The sequence below is a fragment of the Prochlorococcus sp. MIT 0604 genome (genome assembly GCF_000757845.1).
Classification (GTDB): Bacteria; Cyanobacteriota; Cyanobacteriia; order PCC-6307; family Cyanobiaceae; genus Prochlorococcus_A.
Genome location: NZ_CP007753.1, coordinates 90,637 through 116,808, shown reverse-complemented (window position 1 = coordinate 116,808; position 26,172 = coordinate 90,637). Strand labels below are relative to the sequence as shown.

30 protein-coding genes are annotated in these 26,172 nt (G+C 31.0%); 12 read left to right on the top strand and 18 right to left on the bottom strand.

Going from position 1 to position 26,172, the window contains the following annotated elements; all coding sequences use genetic code 11:
- Nucleotides 1-71: 71 nt before the first annotated feature.
- Both EW14_RS00555 and EW14_RS00550 read left to right on the top strand, forming a co-directional pair.
- Complete coding sequence (locus tag EW14_RS00555; protein WP_042849582.1) at nucleotides 72-986, top strand: YihY/virulence factor BrkB family protein; 915 nt, start codon at nucleotides 72-74, stop codon at nucleotides 984-986.
- An 11-nt stretch (nucleotides 987-997) separates the two neighbouring features.
- Nucleotides 998-1,339, top strand: coding sequence for a hypothetical protein (locus tag EW14_RS00550; protein ID WP_042849581.1), 342 nt, complete (start codon nucleotides 998-1,000; stop codon nucleotides 1,337-1,339).
- A gap of 4 nt (nucleotides 1,340-1,343) precedes the next feature.
- Here EW14_RS00550 and EW14_RS00545 read toward each other — a convergent pair whose 3' ends face one another.
- From EW14_RS00545 to EW14_RS00535, 3 genes are all read right to left on the bottom strand, one after another.
- Nucleotides 1,344-1,490 carry a high light inducible protein gene (locus EW14_RS00545; protein ID WP_012006908.1) on the bottom strand — a complete coding sequence of 49 codons (147 nt, stop codon included), beginning with the start codon at nucleotides 1,488-1,490 and terminating at the stop codon, nucleotides 1,344-1,346.
- Nucleotides 1,491-1,559: 69 nt separating this feature from the next.
- A complete protein-coding gene (locus EW14_RS00540) occupies nucleotides 1,560-1,943 on the bottom strand; it encodes a hypothetical protein (protein WP_042849580.1) in 384 nt (127 codons plus the stop codon).
- Nucleotides 1,944-1,967: 24 nt separating this feature from the next.
- A complete protein-coding gene (locus tag EW14_RS00535) occupies nucleotides 1,968-2,231 on the bottom strand; it encodes a DUF2973 domain-containing protein (RefSeq protein ID WP_042849579.1) in 264 nt (87 codons plus the stop codon).
- A gap of 142 nt (nucleotides 2,232-2,373) precedes the next feature.
- Between EW14_RS00535 and EW14_RS00530 the strand changes: the two genes are divergently transcribed.
- Complete coding sequence (locus EW14_RS00530) at nucleotides 2,374-3,528, top strand: trypsin-like peptidase domain-containing protein (RefSeq protein WP_042849578.1); 1,155 nt, start codon at nucleotides 2,374-2,376, stop codon at nucleotides 3,526-3,528.
- A 5-nt stretch (nucleotides 3,529-3,533) separates the two neighbouring features.
- Here EW14_RS00530 and EW14_RS10165 read toward each other — a convergent pair whose 3' ends face one another.
- Both EW14_RS10165 and EW14_RS00525 read right to left on the bottom strand, forming a co-directional pair.
- Nucleotides 3,534-3,677, bottom strand: a complete 144-nt coding sequence (locus tag EW14_RS10165) for a hypothetical protein (RefSeq protein WP_197049598.1) — start codon at nucleotides 3,675-3,677, stop codon at nucleotides 3,534-3,536.
- Between the two features lie 110 nt (nucleotides 3,678-3,787).
- Nucleotides 3,788-5,416 (bottom strand): ABC-F family ATP-binding cassette domain-containing protein, encoded by a 1,629-nt coding sequence (locus EW14_RS00525; protein WP_042849577.1) that lies wholly within the window; start codon nucleotides 5,414-5,416, stop codon nucleotides 3,788-3,790.
- 73 nt (nucleotides 5,417-5,489) lie between these two features.
- Here EW14_RS00525 and EW14_RS10160 point away from each other — a divergent pair, with 73 nt between their 5' ends.
- A complete protein-coding gene (locus tag EW14_RS10160; RefSeq protein WP_197049597.1) occupies nucleotides 5,490-5,666 on the top strand; it encodes a hypothetical protein in 177 nt (58 codons plus the stop codon).
- On the opposite strand, the gene EW14_RS00520 is transcribed toward EW14_RS10160, so the two are convergent.
- Together EW14_RS00520 and EW14_RS00515 are read right to left on the bottom strand one after the other, a co-directional pair.
- Nucleotides 5,644-5,874 carry a hypothetical protein gene (locus EW14_RS00520; protein ID WP_042849576.1) on the bottom strand — a complete coding sequence of 77 codons (231 nt, stop codon included), beginning with the start codon at nucleotides 5,872-5,874 and terminating at the stop codon, nucleotides 5,644-5,646. The two genes, EW14_RS10160 and EW14_RS00520, sit on opposite strands and share 23 nt — an antisense overlap.
- 34 nt (nucleotides 5,875-5,908) lie before the next feature.
- Entirely contained in the window at nucleotides 5,909-6,247 is a 339-nt protein-coding gene (locus EW14_RS00515) for a hypothetical protein (protein WP_042849575.1), read from the bottom strand.
- Nucleotides 6,248-6,364: 117 nt separating this feature from the next.
- Between EW14_RS00515 and EW14_RS00510 the strand changes: the two genes are divergently transcribed.
- Nucleotides 6,365-6,667 carry a hypothetical protein gene (locus EW14_RS00510; RefSeq protein WP_042849574.1) on the top strand — a complete coding sequence of 101 codons (303 nt, stop codon included), beginning with the start codon at nucleotides 6,365-6,367 and terminating at the stop codon, nucleotides 6,665-6,667.
- 6 nt (nucleotides 6,668-6,673) lie between these two features.
- Here the strand turns inward: EW14_RS00510 and EW14_RS00505 are convergent, their stop codons facing one another.
- The 4 genes from EW14_RS00505 to EW14_RS00490 are packed head-to-tail and all read right to left on the bottom strand — an operon-like array spanning nucleotide 6,674 to nucleotide 11,856.
- Nucleotides 6,674-7,378 (bottom strand): TrkA family potassium uptake protein, encoded by a 705-nt coding sequence (locus EW14_RS00505; RefSeq protein ID WP_042849573.1) that lies wholly within the window; start codon nucleotides 7,376-7,378, stop codon nucleotides 6,674-6,676.
- Between the two features lie 18 nt (nucleotides 7,379-7,396).
- Nucleotides 7,397-8,800 carry a TrkH family potassium uptake protein gene (locus EW14_RS00500; protein WP_042849572.1) on the bottom strand — a complete coding sequence of 468 codons (1,404 nt, stop codon included), beginning with the start codon at nucleotides 8,798-8,800 and terminating at the stop codon, nucleotides 7,397-7,399.
- Between the two features lie 4 nt (nucleotides 8,801-8,804).
- Nucleotides 8,805-10,613: an SLC13 family permease gene (locus EW14_RS00495; RefSeq protein ID WP_042849571.1), complete on the bottom strand. Its 1,809-nt coding sequence runs from the start codon at nucleotides 10,611-10,613 to the stop codon at nucleotides 8,805-8,807.
- 49 nt (nucleotides 10,614-10,662) lie between these two features.
- Nucleotides 10,663-11,856 (bottom strand): NAD(P)/FAD-dependent oxidoreductase, encoded by a 1,194-nt coding sequence (locus EW14_RS00490; RefSeq protein ID WP_042849570.1) that lies wholly within the window; start codon nucleotides 11,854-11,856, stop codon nucleotides 10,663-10,665.
- Between the two features lie 95 nt (nucleotides 11,857-11,951).
- Between EW14_RS00490 and EW14_RS00485 the strand changes: the two genes are divergently transcribed.
- Entirely contained in the window at nucleotides 11,952-12,674 is a 723-nt protein-coding gene (locus EW14_RS00485; protein ID WP_042849569.1) for a phosphoadenylyl-sulfate reductase, read from the top strand.
- A 15-nt stretch (nucleotides 12,675-12,689) separates the two neighbouring features.
- Entirely contained in the window at nucleotides 12,690-13,379 is a 690-nt protein-coding gene (locus EW14_RS00480) for a type III pantothenate kinase (RefSeq protein ID WP_042849568.1), read from the top strand.
- Here EW14_RS00480 and bcp read toward each other — a convergent pair.
- The gene (gene bcp, locus EW14_RS00475; protein ID WP_042849567.1) at nucleotides 13,376-13,843 is read right to left on the bottom strand and encodes a thioredoxin-dependent thiol peroxidase; all 468 of its coding nucleotides are present in this window, start codon (nucleotides 13,841-13,843) and stop codon (nucleotides 13,376-13,378) included. The two genes, EW14_RS00480 and bcp, sit on opposite strands and share 4 nt — an antisense overlap.
- Nucleotides 13,844-13,905: 62 nt before the next feature.
- On the opposite strand from bcp, the gene EW14_RS00470 reads away from it, so the two are divergent.
- Complete coding sequence (locus EW14_RS00470) at nucleotides 13,906-14,499, top strand: 4'-phosphopantetheinyl transferase superfamily protein (RefSeq protein ID WP_369794272.1); 594 nt, start codon at nucleotides 13,906-13,908, stop codon at nucleotides 14,497-14,499.
- Here the strand turns inward: EW14_RS00470 and EW14_RS00465 are convergent.
- From EW14_RS00465 to EW14_RS00445, 5 genes are all read right to left on the bottom strand, one after another.
- On the bottom strand, nucleotides 14,496-15,785 hold the full coding sequence (locus EW14_RS00465; RefSeq protein WP_042849565.1) for an AAA family ATPase: 1,290 nt from the start codon (nucleotides 15,783-15,785) through the stop codon (nucleotides 14,496-14,498). The genes EW14_RS00470 and EW14_RS00465 overlap by 4 nt on opposite strands.
- Before the next feature lie 33 nt (nucleotides 15,786-15,818).
- The gene (locus EW14_RS00460; RefSeq protein ID WP_042849564.1) at nucleotides 15,819-17,456 is read right to left on the bottom strand and encodes an alpha-D-glucose phosphate-specific phosphoglucomutase; all 1,638 of its coding nucleotides are present in this window, start codon (nucleotides 17,454-17,456) and stop codon (nucleotides 15,819-15,821) included.
- A gap of 32 nt (nucleotides 17,457-17,488) precedes the next feature.
- Nucleotides 17,489-17,659 (bottom strand): hypothetical protein, encoded by a 171-nt coding sequence (locus EW14_RS09990; RefSeq protein WP_042849563.1) that lies wholly within the window; start codon nucleotides 17,657-17,659, stop codon nucleotides 17,489-17,491.
- A gap of 12 nt (nucleotides 17,660-17,671) precedes the next feature.
- Nucleotides 17,672-18,772, bottom strand: coding sequence for a DUF4912 domain-containing protein (locus tag EW14_RS00450; protein ID WP_042849561.1), 1,101 nt, complete (start codon nucleotides 18,770-18,772; stop codon nucleotides 17,672-17,674).
- Between the two features lie 273 nt (nucleotides 18,773-19,045).
- The gene (locus tag EW14_RS00445; protein WP_042849560.1) at nucleotides 19,046-19,399 is read right to left on the bottom strand and encodes a hypothetical protein; all 354 of its coding nucleotides are present in this window, start codon (nucleotides 19,397-19,399) and stop codon (nucleotides 19,046-19,048) included.
- A gap of 95 nt (nucleotides 19,400-19,494) precedes the next feature.
- Between EW14_RS00445 and sufB the strand changes: the two genes are divergently transcribed.
- Genes sufB through EW14_RS00425 form a run of 4 tightly spaced genes read left to right on the top strand, consistent with a single transcriptional unit; the run spans nucleotide 19,495 to nucleotide 24,219 of the window.
- Nucleotides 19,495-20,937: a Fe-S cluster assembly protein SufB gene (sufB, locus tag EW14_RS00440; protein ID WP_042849559.1), complete on the top strand. Its 1,443-nt coding sequence runs from the start codon at nucleotides 19,495-19,497 to the stop codon at nucleotides 20,935-20,937.
- 21 nt (nucleotides 20,938-20,958) lie between these two features.
- Nucleotides 20,959-21,744 (top strand): Fe-S cluster assembly ATPase SufC, encoded by a 786-nt coding sequence (gene sufC, locus EW14_RS00435; protein ID WP_011817562.1) that lies wholly within the window; start codon nucleotides 20,959-20,961, stop codon nucleotides 21,742-21,744.
- Nucleotides 21,745-21,748: 4 nt separating this feature from the next.
- Nucleotides 21,749-22,966: a SufD family Fe-S cluster assembly protein gene (locus tag EW14_RS00430; protein ID WP_042849558.1), complete on the top strand. Its 1,218-nt coding sequence runs from the start codon at nucleotides 21,749-21,751 to the stop codon at nucleotides 22,964-22,966.
- Nucleotides 22,966-24,219, top strand: a complete 1,254-nt coding sequence (locus EW14_RS00425) for an aminotransferase class V-fold PLP-dependent enzyme (RefSeq protein ID WP_042849557.1) — start codon at nucleotides 22,966-22,968, stop codon at nucleotides 24,217-24,219. Before EW14_RS00430 ends, EW14_RS00425 begins: the two co-directional genes overlap by 1 nt.
- Here EW14_RS00425 and EW14_RS00420 read toward each other — a convergent pair.
- Nucleotides 24,216-26,141, bottom strand: a complete 1,926-nt coding sequence (locus EW14_RS00420) for a S9 family peptidase (protein ID WP_042849556.1) — start codon at nucleotides 26,139-26,141, stop codon at nucleotides 24,216-24,218. The two genes, EW14_RS00425 and EW14_RS00420, sit on opposite strands and share 4 nt — an antisense overlap.
- Nucleotides 26,142-26,172 lie beyond the last annotated feature (31 nt).

Genomic DNA, 26,172 nt, shown 5'->3' with positions numbered 1-26,172 from the left:
TACTTGAAAAATTTCTTAATCAGATACAATAAAAATTAAGTAAATAAACAAAATATTTGAATAAAATTAATATGCAGAGAAGTTCAAAATGGATACTAAAAAGTTTATGGGGAGCTTGTGAGCGATGGAGCAAATCTGATTGTGTTGATTTAAGCGCTGCATTTGCATATTACACACTTCAATCATTTTTTCCTATCCTTCTAATTTCTCTTTCAATAGCTTCATGGTTTCTAGGAAAACAAGAAGGATTAGACCAACAAATAATTGCTATTGCTGCTCAGCTTTTACCTCCTTCAGTAGTTGAGTTAGTAGAAACAACATTATTTAATCTGATAGATCAAGGTTTTGGGGCAGGTATTTTAGGAGCTATGTTTTTGCTTTTCACAGCAGGAAATGCATATCTATCTCTTCAAAGAGGTTCGGATAGGCTTTGGGAAGACGAAATTCCTTCTAAAAAGGTAAATGCTGCATGGAGAGTACAAGCTTCGAAGTTTCTCCGAAATAGAGTTGAAGCCTTCTTAATAGTATTCTTTATTGGTTTCTTAATGGTACTAGATCAAATTAGTGCAAATCTTAGAATGATCCCAAGTAACGTTTTAGAAAATCTTTCACAATCTAATAATCTTATTTCTGATTTATTATTAAAGCTGCCGCTATTACAAGTTGGTCAATTTGCAATACCACTAATTGGCTTTTCTTTAATGGCTCTATTATTGCAAGCACTTTTACCGAGTAGAAAAGTTCCATTGAAACCACTTTTACCAGGATCTTTTCTTATTGGGATTGGCCTAACCACTTTGAACCTAGCAGTGAGTAAAAGTATTCTCTCACTTGGAGTAAGATTTCAAGCATATGGTTTTATTGGAGGTTTCCTTGTACTTACTTTGTGGGTATGGCTATTGGGAGTTATTTTATATTTTGGACAGTGTTGGAGCGTCGTTATTGCTAGTATGACCTTAGTAAACAAAAAAAGAAAATATAAATAAGAATAACCAAGATGAATTATTTTCTTAAAGCTAATAAAAATCTTCTGACCTACTCATTAATCATACTTATCGTTATTCCGATTTTTGGATTTAACTTTTTCATTAGCTTTGTTGGAAATATTCTACTTCTTTTATTTTTAATTCCTCTTTTATTATTAGTTTTAGTGTTTATAGGTTTTAACTCATATAAATCTAAAATTAATACATGTAGTAATTGTGGTGCAATATCATTAGGTTTGAGTGAAACCTGCATGAATTGTGGTGCAAATTTAGAAAATATAAGTAGGATTAATCAATTAGATAAAAAGCCTAGTGAAAGTACCATTGAAGTGAAAGCAGAAGAAGTAAAGTAAAATATTAACCGATTCCAATTTGTCGAAGAATACTTTGTCCTGTAATTAATTCAGTACCAAGACCAATCAAAATACCCATCATTGCCATACGACCATTCCAAGTCTCTGCAAAATTTACAAAGCCAAATCTTGGTTGATTGTCATTATTCATAATTAACTGAATCGTACATCAAATCATTTTAACGTTTTAAGGAAGAATTTATGATAAATAATAAATTATTTATTTAATGTGTCTTACACCGTCAACAGGTCGATACTCATCTCCAGTCAATTCTTCATAAACGATAGCTGGCAATCCTGTATCAAACATTGTTTGCAATGCATCTTTTAACATTGGATTCCAACCTCCAGTACTAACTTTTCCATGTCTTACAGTCCAGTCCCAAGTCCCTTGAAGATCTCTGGGTAATCTACCTTCTCTATCTCTTCGAGCGACTAAATCTAAAGATTCAACTAAACCAACAATAACTGGATTTTTACCGTAAGAAGGAGTAAGACTTAGTTCAAGTCTTACAGGATCTTCTTTAACCATTTTTAAACGAAATCTTGGTGGTAACTTGAGGGATCTTATTACAGATGAAACAATTTTAGTTCTTAATTCCAATTTTTTTCCTTAGATGTAATTTGATTAATCAGTTGTTGAACCTTTTTCTTCTAATGTAGAGTCATTATCATTCGAAAATCTTACTGTTAATAGCTCCTCTTCTGTTATGTTTCCTGATTTATCTAAAAGTTCTGGATGTATTGTGTACTTTTTTTGTTTAAAACTGGAAGTACCGAAACTTTTTTTTTGATTATCGGAAATACCCCAACCATTAGACATAACTTTAAATGCTTTCCAGACTAAATAAGTTAAGGCCGCGGAATATATGATCGGAAATAGAATGGTCATCAAACTTATAAATTAATTATTTATATTTTTAATATCATAGCCCGAAAAAAAGCAATTTAGCTATTTTTAATTAATTAATTTTTTTCTCTAAAGTATTATATTTTTTTTATAATTAGTTTATTCTGCACATAATGTGTATTTAATGTATCCGACGAAAATAAAAAAATTAAAATGGAAAATTTATAGCCAAAAGCAAATTCTTTTCTACTCATTTTTTGCTATTGGTATACTATGTCCCTCAAATTTGATATCCCAACCATTCACTAATAAACCAAGTTTTAGTGAAGTTAATTTATATTCAAACAAATCTTTCATAACAAAAGCTGTAGAGAGAACCGGTGCAGCTGTGGTGACAATTGATACTCAAAGGTATGTTAAAAAAAGAAAATTACCAAGAAATTCTCAACTATTTCTTGACCCATATTTTGAAAGATTTTTTGGATTAGATTTACCTAATGACAATCGACCAAGGATAGAGCAAAACCAAGGAAGTGGATTTATATTTGCAGATGGACTTGTAATGACCAATGCACATGTGGTAAATGGATCAGATAAGGTAACTGTTGGTTTAACCAATGGAAAAAAATTAAATGCAAAACTTATAGGGCAAGACTTCTTTACTGATTTAGCTGTGCTAAAGATTGAAGGGGAAGGACCTTGGCCAAAAGCAAAATTGGGCGATTCGGCAAAGATTAAAGTCGGTGATTGGGCTATAGCAGTTGGAAATCCGTTCGGACTGGAAAACACAGTCACCCTCGGAATTATTAGTAATTTAAATAGAAACGTCACTCAATTAGGAATATACGATAAAAAACTTGAACTGATTCAAACAGACGCTGCTATTAATCCTGGTAATTCTGGAGGTCCACTATTGAATAGAGATGGAGAAGTAATTGGTATTAATACCTTGATAAGATCAGGTCCTGGGGCGGGTTTGAGTTTCGCAATCCCAATTAATAAAGCCAAGGGAATTGCCTATCAACTTATAAAAAATGGAAAAGTAATACATCCTATGATTGGGATTAGCCTAATAGAAGAAAGTAATTCTGATAGAAAAAATAATGTCGTAAAAGTGGGATATGTAGTACCGAACAGTCCAGCTGAAAAAAGTGGAATCAAGGTAGATGATATTTTAATTAAAGTAGGTAATAAAGATATTGAATCCGCATCAGATGTTATAGATCAAATAAGTAAAAATGGTATCTATAAACAAGTCAATATATTTTTGAAGCGCAGAAATAAACTTATTAAATTAAAAGTAATACCAACTGATATAACTAATCTACAAAATAAATAAAAGATTTAATTGTCATTCTTTTTAAGTATTTCCACACACCTAGAAATACATCTACCATCCCTTATATCACAGGTAGTAATGCATTCAAAATAACTTTCAATGGGATCAGAAATTTGCAATTGTTTTTCTTGGAAGTCAAAATTTTTCATTTGTATTATTGAAACTTATTTCTGTATTTTTAAGATTAATCAAGGACAGTGAACTATGTAAAGTTAAATGAGTGATCTTACTTAGCCAAATGTAAACTTTTTGAAAGTAATCAAACTTTTTTATGGCTTTGAGTTTTTTCTAAAAAATATTCGTAATTACCATCATATGAAAATAAATTGGAATCTTTAATTTCAACAATTCTATTTGCAACCTTTGAAATAAAATACCGATCATGCGAAATAATTAATGACGAACCTTTATAATTTTTTATTGCTAATTCTAAGTTTTCCTTAGATTGCAGATCCAAATGATTAGTAGGTTCGTCCAAAAGAAGAAAATTACTAGGATTAATAATCATGAGCGCCAATGCTAATCTTGCCTTTTCTCCTCCACTGAGTTGTTTAATATACTTAAAAACAGTTTCATTTTGAAAACCAAAACCTCCTAAGAATGTTCTTACTTTTTTTTGGGACCATTCTGGAGACTTTGCAAATATTAAGTCAATAACCCTTTCTTCTAATGAAAGTGCTTCAGCCTGATTCTGCTCATAATAGCTAGGAATTATATTATGTTTGCCAAGATTAATTTCTCCAACTTCAGGAGATATTTTTTTCATAATAATTTTAAGCAATGTAGATTTACCGCAACCATTAGGTCCTAATATTGCTATTTTTTCTCCAGAAGAAATCTTTAAATTAACATCTAAAAAAAGAATTTTATCCTCAAAACTATGACACAAATTTTTGATATTTAGAACTAATCTTCCTGAGCGAGGGCACTCTGGAAAATTAAAAACAGGACTTTTTGAGTTAGCTCTTGGAGCCTCAATTTTAGAAATCTTTGTTAATTGTTTTTCTCTACTCTTTGCTTGAGAACTTCTAGTTGCACTAGCTCTAAATCTATCTATATACCTCTTCTGTATCTCAATTTCTTTTTGTTGTAATTGATATGCCTTATTTTGTGATTCTTCATTTAAAGATTTCTGCTCGATAAAAAAAGAATAGTTTCCATTATATATTTCAGATGTTCCTCTATCCACAAAAATTATTTTTTTACATAATTTGTCTAAAAAATATCTATCATGGCTGATTATAACAACAGCAATCTTAAGCGAAGATAGATATTCTTCCAACCAGAAAATAGTATCTAAATCTAAATGATTGGTTGGTTCATCCAGTAAAAGTAAATCAGGTTTTTGTAAGATTATTTTTCCAAGTGCAACTTTCATCTGCCAACCTCCTGAAAAATTACCAACTAATTTATCAGCATCTTCCATTGAAAAACCTAATTTTGGCAATATTTTTTCTACATCAGATTGCATTTTATAACCACCTAAAGCTTCAAATTTTGCCTGATACTTTGCGAGTTGATTTACAAATATCTCAAGTTCACCAGAATGTTTTTTTATATCCAATGATTTCATTTTATTCTCAATTTCTAAAAGTTTAATGGCAACAATTTGTATTTCTTTAAAAGAACTTTCTAATTCTTGTCGCACTGAAAAATTCAAATTACAATCAAACTCTTGCTTTAAATGAGCAATTTTAGGATTTCCCTCTTTAATAATCGTTCCACTTGTTTGCTCTTCCTCTCCAATTAAAATCTTAAATTGTGTTGACTTACCTGCACCATTAGAACCTACTAGGCCAACTTTTTCCCCTTTCTTAATTTCCCAATTAATATTTTTTAAAACAACATCTGTAGAATAAATTTTGCTTATACCTTCAAATCTAATCACTTTTTTAAAAATAGAATTTACAAAATCTGTGGCTTATTTACTAAAAAAATATTTTGTGGAATAAAATTAAATCATGAAAAGAATAGAACAAATTGTAGTGATTTTCATAGCTGCAGCTCTTGCAATTCCAAGTTACTGGTTTTTTTGGACTTTAGCTGGTGGAGGTGGCTACAACAAGAGGATAAAACCTATTACTAATCCAAATAATAATTATTCGAAACCTTTACCTAAAGACCTCCCCGAGCCTTGATTAACCACATTTTAGTTGCCTCATCATCAATAGTACTTAAATAATCAATAACCTCTTCTTTAGTCACAGAAATATCTAACTCGTTGCCAATATCACATATTTTGTCTAAGGCTTTTTTAGGATTAGTTAAAGCAGTCATAAACAAACTTTGTTTCTTTTTGGAGTCGTTGGCTATTAACTTATAGAGCTTTTCAGCGTTACTGGACATGTTTTTAAAATCTATTTATTAATAGATTATTACTTCAAGCTACATTTTGTTCATTATATTTATTAATAGATAAATCATTATCAGTATCTTTTATTTCTTTTGCAGAGGCATCTGCCATACTTCTTGCATCTAAACATAAAACTTTTCTTAATTTCGCAAAATTAGCTGCGTGAGATTTTCTACCATCTTTTTGAGCATAGTACTCAGACTGCTGGAGAATATGGTGAAGATGAGTTAACAAATATGGACTAATTACAGCTGATACCAAAACATCACTATTTTCATTATCGTGATAATCAGAATTAACTAATCTTTTTTTCTTTTTATCAATTATCGACCTTTTAGGAGAATCAAGTTTTCTTGAATTTTTCATGGGGCAATAAAACAATTAATTGATACGGACATAAATTTCCTTACTAATAATATACACAAAGATAGTATCCTTGACTAACTGTGTATACTTATAAGTAACAGTTATCAACTTTGACTCATGGCTACCCGTCAAAACTCAACTAATGGGAAGCCTAAATCCCCCAGAATTCAAGTGGTTCTTCCGGAGTTAATATGCGAGCAATTAACTATTTTAGCCAATACAGAATCTAGGACAGTTAGTAATATGGCAAAAGTGTTAATACAAGAGGGTATAAAAAAATACTTCGAGAAGGAGGGTAAATCATTTTTATCAGAAAATAATTTAAATACCGATAAATTTAGAGACGAACTTGAAAAACAAAGCGTCAGAAGATTAAAAAAACCTCCTCAAAAGATTAGATACTATAAAAAATCTGATTAAAAATAATTAATTCTGAGGCAATTTCTGTAAATCTACAGTTTTTCCCATTACTACCAAAATATTTCCTCTTTCTAAGATATATTTTGCGGGAGGATTAACTGTTAACTCTTCAGCAGGTCCTGCGGCAAGAACATTAACTAAATAATTCTTCCTCAAATTCAAATCTCTCAAAGATCTTCCAATAAATTCCTCTGGAACAGTTATTTCATCTATACCAGTTTGATTATCGAGTTCCAATCTTTCAATTAGATTTGGTCTCACTAGTTCTAAACCTAATCTCTCTCCTTGCATTCTTGAAGGGAAGACAACTTTGTCTGCACCTACTCTTTTTAACATTTTTTCATGCAAGTCACTCGTAGCTCTTGCTATTACTCTTTTTACTTTGCTACCTTCACTATCTTTAGCGATAAGTGTAGTAGTTATACTTGCTTCAATAGGTTCACTAATACCCACTACAACAGTATTCATTTCAAGTATTCCAGATTCCTTCATAGACTCTTCATCAGTACAATCTACAACTCTAGCCTCTATGGAAGGTTCCAATTGTCTCAAATCATCAATAGCTTTTTCCGAATAATCTGCGGCCAGAACATCTGCACCATTACAAATAAGTTCTCTACAAACAGCGGTTCCAAATCTTCCAACGCCAACAACTGCAAATGTGAGTGCTTCTTTTTCTCTCTTTTGAGACCACTGCCACCAATCAGCCATAATAAAACTCAGTCAATCCTAAACATAAAGATCAGCCCTAGGATAGCCAATTCTCTTTTGTCTATCTATTCTACTCTTATAAAGAGCCTGCCAAAGTGCACTTAAAAGCAAAAGGATACCAAGTCTGCCCACAAACATTCCGACAATTAGAATAAATTGGCCGAAATGATTTAATTTTGCAGTTAAGCCAATATCAAAACCAACAGTTGCAAATGCAGATATGCAGGTGAACAGAATTTCTAGGAATGTGAAAGATTCTTTCTTAACAAAAGTATTTGTCGTACTTAGCAACATTGCCATTAAAAGAACAAAAAGTAAAGATCCAACTGTAATTCCAACTGCCTTTAGAATAACTTTATCTGAAATTAGTCTATTGCTAATAATTACATCTTTTTGACCTCTTAAAGTTGATCTCGTTGCAGCCATTAAAGCAATAAATGTAGTTGTTTTTATGCCTCCACCAGTACCTCCGGTACTTGCTCCAATAAACATCAAAGTCATTAATAACAAGAGGCCAGTATCTGATATGGAGTTCAAGGAGATTGGATAATTTGTAAAGCCTGCAGTTCTTGCACTTACTGTTTCAAAAATTGATGACAATAACCGTTCAAACAAATTCAAATCATTAAAAAATTGACTATTAAGCAATGATTCAGTGATAAAAAATCCTAACGATCCGAACAATATTAGAGACAAACTTGTCCTAATAACTAGTCTGGAATGAAGGCTTAATTTTTTATAAGAAAGATTTGTTTTGTTACTCCAAATGTCATCAATAACCCGCCAACCCAATCCACCCATAACAATGAGAAAAACAAAAACAATATTCACCAAATAATTTGTTCTATAGTCTTGAATGCTATTTGACATTAAAGAAAATCCTGCATTGTTATATGCAGATATACTGTGAAAAATCGAAGACCATAGTCTTTCCCAATTATTTTGAATGTCTACAAATCCAAAAGAATATAAAACAATTGCGCCCAAAGATATGATACTAATCGCTGTAATAGCAATGCTTTGAAAAGTTCGACCAATTCCGCCAACTCCAAATTCATCAAGAGTCTTTCCTTTATCTAATCTAGTTCTGAGCTTTGTCCCCTTCACAACAAATCCTTGTAAAAATGTTGTTATGGCCATTAATCCTAGACCTCCTGATAAAAGCATAAAAGCCAAGAAAACTTGGCCAAAGAAATTTAAATCAACACCAATATCTATTATGGTTAAGCCAGTTACAGTTATAGCAGAAGTTGATGTAAAAAATGCTTCCCACAAACCAACCTTTGAAGACGAACATAATGGAGAACTCAAAATTAAAGTTCCAAGGCAAATAATAAAAAAGCCTGTAACAATTGTAAATTGAGGTACAGATAGCTTTTTGTAAGCATCTTTTAACTTATAAACCTTACTTTTGAATTTCACGATATTAACCGTAATTTAAAATTATTAATGCTGGCACTGTAAATGACATTATAAGTGTTAATCCAGCTCCATATTTTGCGATATCAAAAAATCTATATCTTCCAGGACCATAAACCATTAAGTTTGTTTGATAACCCATTGGCGTCAAGAAAGATTGACTTGCACCGAATAAAACAAGCATTATTAAAGCGCTTGGTGAAATTTCTAAAACATTTGAGAATTCAATAGCTACAGGCAAAATTAAAGCAACCGAAGCAGCATTACTTATAAATTGTGTGAGAATAATTGTAGATACAAAAATTACAACTAGTGAAAAATAAAGAGGCATTCCATTAATGGCAAAATTTAGATTGACTGCAATTAAATCTGCTAATCCTGTTACCTGCATAGCTACACTAAAGCATGATAAAGATCCCAACAATAAAACGACATCTAACCTGATTGATTTTTGTATCTCTGCAGGTCTTAAACATCCACAAGCAACCATGGCAATGACTGCTAAAAGAACCGAACCTACTAATGGAATATTGGAAACCGAAGGCAAAACCACCATTCCTATTGCAATTCCAATTGATATCGGTTTTTTTATCAAGAAAGGTAAATCATCTTCGAATTGATCTAAAATGAGCAAATCATTACTAGCTTGCAAACCTCTTATTGAATCTAACGGTGCTTGCAATAATAAAACATCTCCAGCCCTTAAAACAGCTTGCCCTAATCTCTCCTGAACAGTTTGTTGACCTCTTCGTAGTGCCAAAACTGTTGCATTATGACGCTGCCTAAATCTTAATTCTCTCAAACTTGCACCAGCTAGAGTTGAGCCAGCTGGTAACAAGGCTTCAAAGGTCTTAGTACCTTCATCATCTGAGAAAACATTAGCTCCATCGAACGAAGTTTTATTTTCGCCTAACAAAATGGTATGTTCCTGTTGTAGCCTAAATAAGTCTGCCCTCGTAACGCGGATTATTAATCTATCATCCGGTTCAATCTTTCTATCCGCCAAAGGAGGAAGAATAACTTTTCCATTTCTTTGCAATTCCAGAACATCAACGTCAAATCGTCTTTGCAATCTACTATTTCTGACAGATTGTCCAACTAATTCTGAAGTAGAAGGAATAGTAACTTCAGTAAAGTATATATTCATATCACCATTTTTAATAAATTCTTTATCTCTTCCTCTATCTGGTAAAAGCACATCAGAAACTACAATCATATAGGTTGTACCTATAAGCCATACAGGAATTCCGATTGACGTCAAACTAAATAATTCCAAAGCTCCATAACCTAATTGTTGACTAATATCACTTACAAGAAGATTTACTGAGCTGCCCAATAATGTCAGGGTTCCACCTAACAAAGTAGCAAAAGAAAGAGGTAATAAAACTTTTGATGGTGATATATTTCTCCGCTCGCACCAACCTTCAATTAAGGGTAACAAAGATGCTACTACTGGCGTATTAGGTACAATTCCAGATATTGGGGCAATCAAAAAAGCTATTAAAGAAATTAATTTCCTAGGCGTTCTAATACTTTCAGAGGAAATCAATTCTCTTACTCTGTCTAAAGCACCACTTTTAAATAATGCAGAAGAAACTGCAAACAAACCCATAAGAGTAATTAAGGATGGGCTACCAAATCCAGCTAAAGCTTTTTCAGGAGAAAGAACCCCTGTAGCTATAAATATTCCAACACATAACAAACCAGTCAATTCTGGCGCAATAGTATTTTTAATAAACAAAATTATTGACATTATTAAAACAACTACCGTTATAAACGCATCAAAATTATTACTAACTACTGCAATTAAATTCATACGAAACTTATTTAACTCAATATACCCAAAAACAATATTTCAAAAAAGTTTAATTGAAATTATCTTTTTTAAGAAACTTTTTAAAAATAGATTTTTTTTGGAATATCCATGAAGATGCAGATTTTAAGCTTTCAGTAATATCAGGCAACTTGGAAGCATATATAAGTCTTCTTGCCTCAAATGCCAATTTACCAGATAAAGTAACCCCAAGCCCAGAAAGTGAAGCGTCTCCTATTCCTAAGCTAATCATTTCACCATTGTCTTTAAATTCAAAGGATAAAAGATCCTTTCCTTGAATTAAAAGTTCTAAATTATTAGCCAGATGATTTCCTTCCTGCATAGCTACCTGAGCAGTTACAGGTAAATCCTCCATTCCTTCAATAACTGAGACATCACCAATAGCAAAACAGTTTTTATATTTTTCTATTTGCAAATGATTATTAACTAAAATTCGTCCAAATCTTTTTGTTATTTGATCAGTTTCTAAGAAAGACAAATTAGGTTTAACACCTGCAGTCCAAATAACAATATCTTTATCCAATGAAGTTATCCCAACCTCACTAGAAATACTAATCTTAGTTTCTAAGACTTCTTTAACGGTAGAATTCAAAAGAACGTTGATTTTTCTTTTTTCTAATGCCTTCTCTGCTTGTTCTCTATTAAAAATTTTGTTTTTATTGAGGATTTCGTTTGATTTTTCAATAACATTAATTTCAAATTGATCTGTAAATATATCTTTAATTTTGCATGCCAACTCGATGCCAGAGGGACCACCTCCAACTATGAATAACTTTTTATGCAAAGCAGTATCTTGTGATTTTTTTAAAAAAGAATTTAATTTGTTTAAATCCTGAACATCATTAAAAAAATAACAATTTTCATCTACACCTTTTATAAAAAAACTATTTGGAATAGATCCTGTACATATAACCAGATACTGATAACTTAATTTTAAATCGTCACTAAATTCAAGAATATTTTCTTTGAAGGAAATCCTGGTTAAACAATTTCTTAAAAAAGTTATACCCGCATCAGAAAAAATATTTGCAAATTTTGGATTGGCTTCCCAACTTCTAATTTCTTTACTTAAAACTTCGTACATTAAAGGCTTAAATATAAAATTAGTTTCAGAATCAACAACAATAATCGGTAAAGAAGGATTAAGATTCTTTAAATTCAAAGCAAATGTCATACCTGCAAAACCTGCTCCAACTATTACTATTGGTTTTTGTATCGATTCCATTAGAGAAATATTGTTATGCGTAAATGTATTATTAAACTATACGAATAATTTTTAAATTGAGCGAAATAAAATTAAACTCATAACCAAACTGAAGAATGATTGAAAAAATTGACAAAGATATTCAAACTAACCTGAGAAAATATAATCAAGAGTTAGTAGATATGAATCCTCAAGAAATGCTTACATGGGGTTATGAAAAGTTTGATAATCAATTTGGTATTACAACAAGTTTTGGTATACAGTCATCAGTACTTTTAAATATGGTCAGTAAATTATGTCTACAAAAAAAAATCAAAATATTTTGGATAGATACAGGTTACCTTCCTCCAGAAACATACCATTATGCTGAAAAGCTTATTGATAATTTGTCCTTAGAAGTTGAAGTTCTGCAAAGTGAATTATCTCCAGCAAGAATGGAGGCCAAATACGGAAAACTTTGGGAAACAAATAAAGAGAGTGATTTAGATAAGTATCATGAATTGAGAAAGATAAAACCTTTAGAAAATGGTTTAGAAAAATATGATATTTTCTGCTGGGCAAGCGGTGTTAGATCAAGTCAAACAGAAAATAGAAACAAAATGAAATTCCTAGACGTAATTCGTCAAAGACTCTCTTTAAGACCTTTATTAAATTGGACAAATAAAGATATTTTTTATTATATGGAAGAGAATAATTTACCTGCCCATCCACTTTTTTTCAAAGGTTATTCTTCTGTAGGAGATTGGCATTCAAGCAGTCCAGATGGTATTCAAACAAAAGGCAGAAATACAAGATTTGGGGGGATTAAACAAGAATGTGGAATACATACTAATAATTAAATTGATCATAGAACAATGGTCTCAGATTTAAATTTTTTATTAGTAGGCAATAGTAGGCTTCATTGGGCAAAATATTCTAAAAATCAATCTAAATTCTTCCATACCGAAAAAGGGCAAAAAGTCCCCGAAAATATAGATCTTGATCAATTAATTTGGGCTTCTGTAGGAAAACTACCAAATTTTTTACTGAAAAAAGAAAATGAAATAAAAACTAAAGATATTCAGTTATCAAATCTTCCTGATTATTTTGGAGTTGATAGAGCTCTTGCCTGTATTGCCGCTTTAAAAATTGTTGAAAACCCTTTCAAAAAAGATTTGCTAATTGCAGATTGTGGAACAATCTTATCAATAACAAAATTGAATTCAAATGGATCTATTGTTGGAGGGCAACTTCTTCCAGGTTTTCTAACACAATTAAAATCAATGGAACAAAATACAAAAAATCTTAGAGTTCCCAAAAAATATGATATTCCTATCAAAGATTTTTTAATTAATACAGAAGAAGCAATTTTAAAAGGAGTAATTAACTCTCTTACTGGCGTGATTAATAGTTTATTTAATCCCACAAAGGATATTTTAATCATCTGTGGAGGAGACTCTCAATTACTCACAAAATCTCTAAAGACTCCGAAAGAAAACATTATAAATACTCCTAATTTAGTTATGGAGGGGATGATTCTTCACCACCTGTCTGTAAAAAATTAGTTTAACCCAAGATCTGCAATTATATGATCAGCCATTATTGCTGCTTTTACCTTTAAGTAAATTTTTTCGATTTTACCATCAGTATCGATCAAAAAAGTATTTCTCATCATTCCCATATATTCTTTTCCCATGAATTTCTTAAGTCCATAGCTATCGTAATCAAAAGAAACTTTAAAAGGTTCAGGATCAGTTAAAAGAATAAAAGGCAAATTAAATTTTTCTATAAACCTCTGATGGGAAGATGCATTATCTTTACTAATACCAAGTACAACAATATTATTTTTTTGGAGTAAATCCCAATTCTCTTTGAAATTACATGCTTCTTTAGTACATCCTGGAGTATTATCTTTTGGATAAAAATATAGTATTATTCTTTTACCTTTAAAATCACTAAGAGAAACTTCTTTCTCAAAAGAATCTTTTAATTTAAATTCTGGTGCTTTGTCGCCAACCTTAAGAGCCATTGAAATTATTAAATGAGTATAAATATAAAATACCAAAAATTTGGTTTTATGAGATTAAAGGTGTGCAAGATATCGCAACCAAAGAAGAAATTAAAACTGCAAAAAACCTAACAAGTTCAAGATCAAAGCTTTTTTTAGAAACAAGAGCTTATTTGCGACAATCACTTTCAACACTTTTTGATTTAGACCCCCTAGAAATTCCAATTAATGCTCATCCTGGTGAACCTCCAAGCTTACCCTCTGGCATGGGAAATATCAGTTTAAGTCATTGTAAAGATGCCATTACTGTAGTTTGGCATGAAAGCAAAATAGGGATTGATATTGAGAGAACAGATAGAGATTTTAACCATATAAAATTTGCAGAAAAATATTTTTTTCACACCAACAAATCAAATCATAATAATTATTTGACAAAAAATATGATATTAAATCAATGGTGTGCTGTTGAAGCGGCTATAAAATGGGATCATGGAAAATTAGCTAAAGACATTAACCATTGGCAATTTTTTGAAAAGCCAAAAGAGTTAATTCATAAGAAGAGAAACATACATTTAAATTATTCACAGATTAACTTCCACAATTGGACTATCTCTTTAGCCTACGAAGAAAAAACTTCTTTTAATCCTGAAATTATTTGTTGTTCGAAAATTTTTTAGTTTTCTTTTCTTCTAAGAAGTTCTTCATATTGAGTTTTTTCCCATCCATTATTATTTGGTTCCCATATTTTTGCACCTCTTAAAGATTTAGGAAGATATTCTTGTGAGACCCAATTACCTGGATAGTTATGAGGATTGACATAACTATTAGAATTATTTTTTAAATGAAGTGGGACATCAAAAGCATTGGTAGATTTGATTGTTTCAATTGCTTTAAAAATACTTTTCGTACTATTACTTTTTGGAGACATAGCTAAATATAAAGAAGCCTGCGTTAAAAAATATAATCCTTCTGGAAAACCAACTCTATCAAAAGCATTACAACAAGATTGTACAACTACTATGGCATTAGGATCAGCTATGCCAATATCTTCACTGGCAGATATAAGTAATCTTCTAAAAATAAAATTATGATCTTCACCAGCCTCAAGCATATTCGCAAGCCAGAATAAAGTGGCATCTGGATCAGAACCTCTTATGGACTTGATAAAGGCACTTATTACATCGTAATGATTTTGACCATTTTTATCGTAAACAATATTTTTCTTTTGAATTGCATCCTCTGCTATTGAGAGATTAATATTGATTTCTCTAGAATGATTTTCAGCAATTGTTTCTATGGCCAGCTCTAGCGCATTTATTAATGTTCTTGCATCACCGCCAGAAAATTTAATTAAATGAGTTATAGCATCTTGAGTTAAATCAACCTTTTTTGAATCTTTTTTTTTAGAATAGTAATTTATGACTTTTTGTATTATTTTCTGCAAATCATTTTCAGCCAAAGGAAGTAGTGTAAAAATACGAGACCTACTAACAAGCGCTTTATTAACTGCAAAGAAAGGGTTTTCCGTTGTAGCACCAATAAAAGTTATAGTTCCATTTTCTATTGAAGGTAATAAAGCATCTTGCTGAACAGATGTAAATCTATGAACCTCATCGATAAATAAAATTGTTTTCCTTTTTGAATTTATTAATCTTTCTTTTGCATTAGCGATTTCATTTCTTAATTCTTTAACACTTGATAATACTGCATTTAACTTAATTAATTTTGAACGCGTATTATTGGAAATAATTTCAATTAGAGTAGTTTTTCCAACACCAGGAGGACCAGAAAATATAAAATTACTAATCTTATCGTTTAATATTGCACTTCTTAAAAGCGAATTCTCATTCAGGATTGGTTGTTGACCAAAAAAATCTTCCAAATTCTTTGGTCTTAATATATCTGCCAAAGGTGCATTATTTTCTATTTGAGAATAATTAGTAAATAAATTTTCTGGATGCATATAAATAAAAACAAAAAATAATTACTTTCAATTCTATGTAATTACTGTAGGAGTTTCCATGTGAGTAAGTTTTGAAATGTTTAATAAAGCATCTAAATCATTTATTAGAGGTTTCAAAGCGATCTGAGGATTTAACGAAAGATTCTGTTGAGAATCGAAAAATTTCTCAAAGTAAAGTCTTAATGTTGCACCCTTAGTTCCAGTTCCAGAGAGGCGCACAATTACTCGAGAATTATCATCAAGGACCAATCTTAAACCTTGATTTTCACTTATGGAATTATCAACTGGATCTAAATATGAAAAGTTATCTGCAACTTTAACTAAATGACCAGCAAAACTATTTCCTTTTAAATTTTCGAGCATAGAAGTTAGATTGCCAAAGATTTGATTAGCAATATTTGAGGGGATTGCCTCATAATCATGTCTTGAATAATAATTCCTACCAAATTGTTTCCAATGATTCTGCATCAAATCACTTACCGAACATTTTTTCTCAGCTAAAACTTGTAACCAATATAAAACTGCCCAAAGTCCATCTTTCTCTCTCACATGATTACTACCTGTTCCAAAACTTTCTTCTCCACATAAAGTAATTAAATTAGAATCTAAAAGATTTCCAAAAAACTTCCAGCCAGTAGGTGTCTCGAAACAAGGTATATTTAATGCTCGAGCAACATTATCAACCGCTGAGCTGGTTGGCATGGATCGTGCCACACCTGTAATACCATCTTTATAACCAGGAACACATTTTGTGTTAGCAGTGATAACTGCAAGGCTATCACTAGGATTTACAAAACATCCACTTCCTAAAATCATATTCCTATCTCCATCTCCATCGCATGCAGCTCCAAAACTATAAGATTTTTTATTTAGTAACAAATCAGCCAAGTGTGATGCGTAAGTAAGATTAGGATCAGGATGTAAACCTCCAAAATCTTTTAACGGGTTACCATTCATGACACAATTAGGTTCAAGACCCATTTTTTCAACAAAAATATTTTTTGCATATGGGCCTGTAACCGCATTCATAGCATCAAAGATTAACGAGAAGTCTTTTTTTAAAAAATCACTAATTTGATCAAAGTCAAAAATTTTCTCCATCAAATTAGAATAATCTGTTAATCCATCAATAATTTCTAAGGTAGTTTCGTCGTAAGGATAAGTTCCATATTTACTAAAATCAGGTAATTGAATTTTACAAATTTTATAACTAGTTAGTAATTGTGAAACCTTGAAAATCTTATTAGTAATTATCTCAGGAGCTGGGCCACCATTAGAGATATTCAATTTCACTCCAAAGTCGCCATCAATCCCACCAGGATTATGGCTTGCAGAAAGAATAATTCCACCAATAGCTTTTTCTTTTCTAATTAAATGTGATGTCGCAGGAGTAGATAATAAACCGTATTTTGGAACAATAACCTTTTGAACTTTATGAGCAATGCATATTTGGACAATTTTTTCTATTGCTTCAATATTGCCATATCTGCCATCACCACCAACTACTAATGTTGAACCTTTTAAATCTTCTAATGATTGCAAGATTGCTTCAATAAAAATTTCTAGATAATGTTCTTCCTGAAACTTTAAAGTACTTTTTCTTAATCCAGAGGTACCTGGTTTTTGATCTAGAAAAGGAGAATTGATATTAATTACACTAACTTGATTCATATTTTTTAGAAACTTCCAAAAATCTAACTAAATTAATGAGGCATTTCGGAAGTTCTTAACATAGCGATAAACCATAATGAAGAAATTAATAATGCACTAAGAATTCCATAGTTAACACCAAATTTAGAAATTGTAATTGGAACAATTAGTGGAAACGTTAATGCCCCTAATAATGGAGTAAAAGCTACAATTTTTTTCAGCATTAATTTAATTTATTAAAACCATTCAGTCTCAGCATTATCTTTTTCATTAGTATCGTCAAGTGGTGTATTTCTATCAAATTTCATTGATATACTTTTTTCTTGCTCACCAGATACATCAACAGCTTTAATATCATATTTTTGAGTCCCGTCTCTAAATGGAACTTGAATTCTAAAAGTGCCATCTGCAGCAAGAGGTACATCTTCTCCGCCTATTGTAAGTTTTGCAGAAGGCTCTGTAGCTCCATAAACAATTAATTCAGCATCAGCAACGAGCCAAAAAGATCTATTTTTAACAATTCCGCTTCCAGAATCATTTAAACCCGAGGACCATTTACCTGCCCCTGAGTCTGTAAGATTATCATCGATGTTTGTTGAATTTGCGTTTTCCATAAATTCTTCAGAACCAACTTTTCTTCTGAGAGGAATGTTTGTTGCTGCCTGGTATAACCTTTCATGCATACCATTTTGTTCTGAAACGACAGGATTAGAAATATCTGGGATTGACTCAAAAGTAGAATCTAAATTAAAAGGTACAAATTTATCAAGAATTTGCTCAGAAGGATGTGAGCCAGGCACATGACTAACTGAAGAAAATGCCAATGACATCCAGTTAAAACCATATTTGTAACCCAATTCAACTTTATAATCTCTATCTGCTAATGGGATTGGCAAATACCACTCTGTACTGTAACTATCAACTGCTATCTCCCTGAGTGTTCCTTGATTGAGGTTGCTTCCTTCAGAACCAGATGCATCAAATAATCGTAAACATAATCTATTGGCTCCCAAAGATTGTGCTTTTTCTCTATCTGCATCAGATATTTGCCAAAAAACATAAGCCCAATCTGGATCTCGGGGTAAGAAAACTACATTAGTTTTAACTTTTTCAGTATTGTTGAAAGAATTGGACTCAGAAGTTTGTTCAGGTTTTGACTCAGGAGATATAGTATATGCTTTTTTTGTAGATTTTTCTTGATATTTAAGTATTAAATCAACTAAAACAGCTTTTGTTTTGCGACTGTATAGCGGAACCGATAATTTACTTGCTTCTTGACGTAATTGTCTGAGGGTTAGTGAGAGTAATTGATCTTTATTCATGATCCCATCAGCCACTTTAAAATCTCCGTTTTTGTTTGGGATCAGTATGTTCTTTTTTTTGAGTAATTGTGTGTCTTTTTAGCCTGTCGTCAGGATCCTCTGACTACTTAAAAATTCTCAAAATTGATATTTCTCTTCAAAACTGTTGGTATCAATGAAATTAATTAATTTTCAGGTCTTTTTTAAATGTAAATTAATTTTCTTTTTTTTTAAATTTTATTACCTGAATTTGTTAAAGACTCAACAAAAATATATTTTTTCTTCGGGATCAGTTAAGTAAAAGAGAATTCAGCGTTGTTCAACTAAAAGTACTAAATCATCTATCTCTAAATCCTCAATACTTTTGCCAATTTTTTTTGAAAAAGTACTTAATTTTTTCGAAGCGGATTCTAGCTGCTCATAAAAAAGATCACTAAATTTTTCATCATCAAATTTTTTGGATTGGTTATCACACCATTCTCTCAGGGGATTTTTATTTTGATATTCCAAACTATTATCTAAATTGATAATTTTTAAAATCTGAAGGCAATGAGCGAGTATTCTTAAATGATGTTTCTGCATTATAGGTAGATCAAGATTATCAATTTCTTGAATAGTTTCTATGTTTAATAGGTTAGATAAGGGATCAAGATGATTAGACATTAATTTTTAGTTTTAATAAAGGAAAAAAACTCAATATTGGGGGTATCTTTCGTTAAAGTATATAAAGCTAATTGTAATAAGTTATTTTTAATAACATGGTCAACGAAAATTTAGTTAAAGATGTAGTAAAAGAGCCTTACAAATACGGTTTCGTTACTGATATTGAAACTGAAAAAATAGAAAAAGGATTAAATGAAGACATCATAAAATTAATTTCACAGAAAAAAGAAGAGCCAAAATTTCTTCTTGATTTTAGATTAAAAGCCTTTAAAAAATGGCAAAAAATGAAAGAGCCTGATTGGGCAGCATTAGGATATAAAAAGATTGATTATCAAGATATTATTTATTACTCTGCTCCTAAGCAAAAAGAGAAAATTTCTAGCTTAGATGAAGTTGATCCCAAACTTCTTGAGACTTTTGACAAATTAGGAATACCCCTCACTGAGCAAAAAAAACTTACAAATGTAGCAGTAGATGCTGTCTTTGATAGTGTTTCTATTGCAACAACTTTTAGAGAAGAACTTGCTGAACATGGAGTTATATTTTGCTCAATTAGTGAAGCAGTAAAAGATCACGCGGATTTGATTGAAAAATATTTAGGTACAGTAGTTCCAGCTAGTGATAATTATTTTGCAGCACTAAATTCTGCTGTTTTTAGTGATGGTTCTTTTGTTTATATCCCAAAAGGTGTTACCTGCCCTATGGATCTATCTTCCTACTTCAGAATTAATAGTGGTGATTCAGGGCAATTCGAAAGAACACTTATCATTGCTGAAGAATCAAGTTCTGTAAGTTATCTAGAAGGTTGTACAGCTCCAATGTTTGATACAAATACCCTACATGCAGCAGTTGTAGAGCTTATAGCATTAGACGACGCCTCAATAAAATATTCAACAGTACAAAATTGGTATGCTGGAGATGAAGAAGGGATTGGCGGAATTTTTAATTTTGTCACCAAGAGAGGAAAATGTTTAGGTAAGAGAAGTAAAATTAGCTGGTCTCAAGTTGAAACAGGGTCTGCAATTACATGGAAATATCCTAGCTGTCTTCTTTTAGGGGAAGAATCTGTAGGAGAATTTTATTCAGTGGCTCTCACCAATAATCTTCAGCAAGCAGATACCGGCACAAAGATGATCCATATTGGTCCTAAGACCAAATCAACTATTGTTAGCAAAGGTATTAGTGCAGGTAACTCAAAAAATAGCTACAGAGGTCTCGTCAAAATTGGAACAAAAGCTACAGGATCAAGAAATTACAGTCAATGTGATTCAATGTTAATAGGGGATCAAGCTTCTGCAAATACATTCCCTTACATCAAATCTCAACAACCCAATTCTGAAATTGAGCATGAAGCAAGCACATGTAGAATCTCAGAAGACCAACTTTTTTATCTCCAAAGCAGAGGTATAGAATTTGAAGAGGCAGTATCTATGATGGTCAGCGGTTTTTGCAGAGATGTATTTAATCAATTACCTATGGAATTTGCTGCTGAAGCAGATAAGTTGCTAGCACTTAAACTAGAGGGATCAGTAGGTTAATTAATCAATTTCTAAACTGATATGCAAAGTAAAATGAAAGAATCAGATCCAATTTTAGAAGTTGAAAATCTCTCTGCATCTACTGATAATCTTCCAATTTTGAAAGGGGTTTCACTTACTGTCTATCCCGGAGAAATCCATGCCATCATGGGTAGAAATGGATGTGGGAAAAGTACTCTTTCGAAAATCATTGCAGGACATCCCTCGTATAATATTACAAATGGCGACATAAAATTTTTAGGTGAAAACATCAACTCTTTAGAACCTGAAGAGAGATCTCAATCAGGAATTTTTCTTGGTTTCCAATATCCAATTGAGATTCCAGGTGTAAGTAATCTTGAGTTTCTTAGAGTTTCAACAAATGCTAGAAGGAAATTCCTCAACAAAGAAGAATTAGATACTTTTGATTTTGAAGAATTAGTTAAAGAAAAATTAGAGATTGTGAAAATGGATCACGCATTCCTATCAAGGAGTGTAAATCAAGGCTTTTCCGGAGGTGAGAAAAAAAGGAATGAAATTCTGCAAATGGCATTACTCGAGCCCAAGATAGCAATATTAGATGAGACCGATTCTGGTCTAGATATTGATGCTCTAAGAATAGTGGCATCAGGAATTAAAAAAATATCTAATGCACAAACTGGAATTATACTTATTACCCACTATCAAAGATTATTAGATGAGATTGAACCAAATTATGTCCATGTTATGTCAGACGGACAAATCATAAAAACTGGTGAGAGTGATCTTGCTCTAGAGCTTGAGAAAAAAGGATATGAATGGACTGATAACTTTATAAAAGAGACCTAAATAAATGGAAATTATTGAAAAAATAAAAACCAATAAATCGATTGATAATCAAACAGAAATACAAAAAATCTGTCTAAATAAATTACAATCAAATCCCCTTCCTAATCCCAAAAGTGAGCAATGGAGACTTTCAAATAAATCAAAATTGTCAACCCTTTTAGATTACTCAGTTAATGAAAAAGATTCAAAATTTGATATACCATATCCGAAAAATTCTCCAAGTACAATTAGGCTAGTAATTGGTGATAATTGCCAAATTAATTTAGTAGAGGAAAATTATTCAATCAATCAACTAAGTGAGGATAAATTAGTTAAATATATCAAGGAACAGATATCTTGTTTTGATCAAAACGAAAATTGGAGTGACTTACTAAATCTATCTTTAAACAGTACAAATAATACCTTGGGATTTAAAGTAAGTGGATCAGAAATCCCTCCTATTGAAATCTTTAGTCACGCATCGAGTAATTCTTTAAACGCAAAAACCCTAATAATATTTTTAGAAAAAAATTGTGATATTGATTTATTACAAGTAAATCTTGGTAAAGACAACTCTTCATTATCTCAATCAACGTTCTTATGTTTAGAAGAAAATAGTTCCGTAAACCATGGTGTTGTTTCTTACGGGGAAAATAAATCAAATCTCTTAAATTCTCTCAATGTAATTCAACAAAAAAATAGCGAATATAATTTAGGATCTTTACATTTCAAATTTAATTATGCAAGATTTGAAATTCGTATTAAACAATCTGAAGGAAACGCTAGGACCAATATCAAAGGTATGCAAATAACAAAAAAAGATGAGCAAATTTCAACCTATACAAAAATAGAATTTAATGGCCCAAATGGATTTCTAGATCAAATTAATAAATCACTTGCTGACGATAAATCACATGCAATATTTGAAGGTTCAATAATAGTCCCGAAAGTTGCCCAGAGAACTGATGCTTCTCAATTAAGCAGAAATTTACTTTTATCAAATCTCGCACAAATAGATACCAAACCTCAATTAGAAATAATTGCTGATGATGTCAAATGCAAACATGGAGCTACAATTTCACAACTAAATGAAGAAGAACTTTTTTATATGCGAACAAGAGGGATCACATTAACAGAAGCAAGTAAACTACAATTAAGTTCTTACTTTCAAGAAATAATTTCATTTATTCCCGTTTCAAAAGATAGATGGGATTTGCTTGATAAACTTTTAAATGAAAATTAATGGAAACAATTCAAAATTTTCCTGAAATAACGAAGAAAGACTTTCCTCTTTTAAATAAGAACTTAAAAAGTAGTGAGCAAATTATTTATTTAGACCATGCAGCAACCACTCAAAAACCAAAGCAAGTCTTAGAAAAAATTAATGAATATTATAAAAATTTTAATGCCAATGTACATAGAGGCGCACATCAATTAAGTGCTAAAGCGACAGAAGAATTTGAAAATGCACGATATTTAATTAGCCAATATATAAAAGCGAATTCAGCAAAAGAAATTATTTTCACAAGAAATGCTACTGAGGCAATCAATCTAGTAGCTAGATCATGGGGCGAATATTCATTAAAAGAAAACGATGAAATTCTCTTATCAATAATGGAGCATCATAGCAATATTGTTCCATGGCAAATGGTTGCAGCAAAAAATAAATGCAAATTAAAATTTATAGGTATAGATAAAGATGGGAAATTAGATATAGACGACTTTAAATCAAAACTAACATCTAGAACTAAACTTGTTAGCCTAGTTCATGTTAGTAATACTCTAGGTTGCTGTAATCCAATCAAAGAAATAACTAAATTAGCTAAACAAAAAGGTTCTTTAGTGTTAATAGATGCATGCCAAAGTTTGGCTCATCAAAAACTGGATGTGATTGATCTTAATATAGATTTTTTAGCTGGATCAGGACATAAATTATGCGGTCCTACAGGTATTGGTTTCCTCTGGTCAAGAAAAGAAATCCTAGAAAAAATTCCTCCTCTCTTTGGAGGTGGCGAAATGATTCAAGATGTTTTTGAAGAGACAAGTACTTGGGCAGAGCTGCCACACAAATTTGAAGCTGGAACTCCAGCCATAGCAGAAGCAATAGGTCTTGCAGAAGCAATTAATTATATTAACAATATTGGATTGAATGAAATTCATAAATATGAAAAAACTATTACTAGATATTTATTTGAAAAATTAAATCAAATAGAAAATATTGAAATCATAGGTCCATCACCAGAGATAGATCCAGACAGAGCCTCACTTGCCACCTTTTATATAAAAAATATACATTCAAATGATATTGCTGAAATTCTTGATTCAAAAGGAATTTGCATCAGAAGTGGACATCATTGCTGCCAACCTCTTCACAGATACATTGGAATTAAATCAACAGCTAGAATCAGTATGAATTTCACAACCAATAAGGAAGAAATTGATATGTTTATAGAAAAATTAAAAGATACTATTGATTTTCTGAAAATCAATTCTTAAATATTCAAAGCATTTTTTAAAAATTCCTGCGATTTTTGCATTACAACTTCTTTATTTTCAATATTTCTAAAACCATGCCCTTCATTATCAAAAAAAATAACTTCTGAATATTTATTATTCTGAATCAAAATTTCTTTAATTATTAAAGTTTGTTTATAAGAAATAACTGTATCTTTTTTCCCATGAAACAATAAGATAGGTTTTTTTATTTTGTTAATATGATTTATCGGTGATCTATTTATATAATCATCAAGGTCTTTTGCATAATTTCCTACCAAAGAATTTAAATAATCTTTTTCAAACCTATGAGTGTTGTAATGCATATCCTTCAAATCAATAACAGGATATTTACAAATTGCTGCTTTAAAAATAGAACCATATAATAAACAATTCAGGGCAGTTAACCCACCAGCACTATTCCCAAAAATCACTACTTTTTCACTATCAACTTGATTTGATTTAATCAATTCAAGAGCTAGTTCTTTGCAATCGTAAGAATCAACAATACCCCATTTATGATTCAACCTCTCTCTATATGCTTTACCAAATCCTGATGATCCTCCATAATTGACTTCAGCAACAAAAAATCCCTTCGACGTCCAATATTGAACTTCAGAATTATATGATCCATCAAAACATGAAGTTGGTCCGCTATGTGCTCTAACAAGGAGCGGTGGCTTTTTAAAATTTTCAACAAGCGGTCTATAAAGAAAACAATGAGTTGATTTATCTTCAAAACCTTTAAACCAAAATGTTTCAGGTTTTGAACAATCTTTTATATGATCAAAAAATATCTGCTCAGAAAAATTTGATAAAACTTTTTTTGCAAAATCAATTTCAAATATAATTCCCAAAAAATCAGATCCATAACCCTTTAAAAGGACTTTTTTCCGAAAAACACTGAAATCACTAATTGAGGTAAAAGGAGTAGAAAATTCTTTAACAAATTCAAGATCTATATATTGTTCCAATATTAAACTATTTTCTTTTTTTGCTACACAAAATAAATTTTTTTTATTCCCTGAAAAAAATGTTGTTCCCGTTACCCATTGTGGTGCTCCATATTCAATCAAATGTCTCTTTACTCTTTTCTTAATAAAAATATTCTCAATTTCACTAACATCTAAAAACAATAAGTTCCACCATCCAGAACTATCTTCAGAACATACCAAATGTGTTTCACTTATCCAATATGGTTGAAAAAAAGAAACGTTTTTTTTGGAATTTATCAGCTTATTTGAGAATTCTTTTATTTTTTGTATCTCACCATCTTGATCTATTTGAGCAAAAAATAGCTCATTTTTCTCCCAGGGCATATATGGATAATCCCACTCTATCCAGGAAAGTAAGTTAGCAGATCTATTAGAAGATAATTCTCCAGCAAAATTTTTAAATTTTTTTATTCGATAAATATCTTGTTTAGTTTTTTTTAAATTTAAAGAAAATAAATAATCTCTATTATTTATTTCGCAAATTCCATACAATAAATTTTTTTCAGAAATGACAAATGAAGAATCAAAATTTCCATCAATTGATTTAGATAGTTGATTAGGTCCTTGAACTGAAACGAGATATTTATTTTGGCTTCTATCAGTTTTCGCTGCCTCTTTAAAAATTTGAAACCATACCGCCTTAGTAATCTGATCTATCCATATCAAATAAAAATTATTTTTAAAATTTATACATTTATAAGATTTACCACCATATCCATGAAAATTATTTTTAATATTATATTTTTTACTTGTTAATTTCTGAGGAAAAGCCTCTTTATTATTAAATGGTCTTGCAAAAATAGCATTCTCATTTTGACCTTCACCAACAACATCAATCCAAAAAATGGTATCCCTAATAATAGTTAATTCCTTGAAAGCAATTTTTTTAGATTCAGTTTGCCTAACTTTTAACTTATCATCATTACTCATTTAAAAAAAATATAAAGAAAGCAAATTAAAG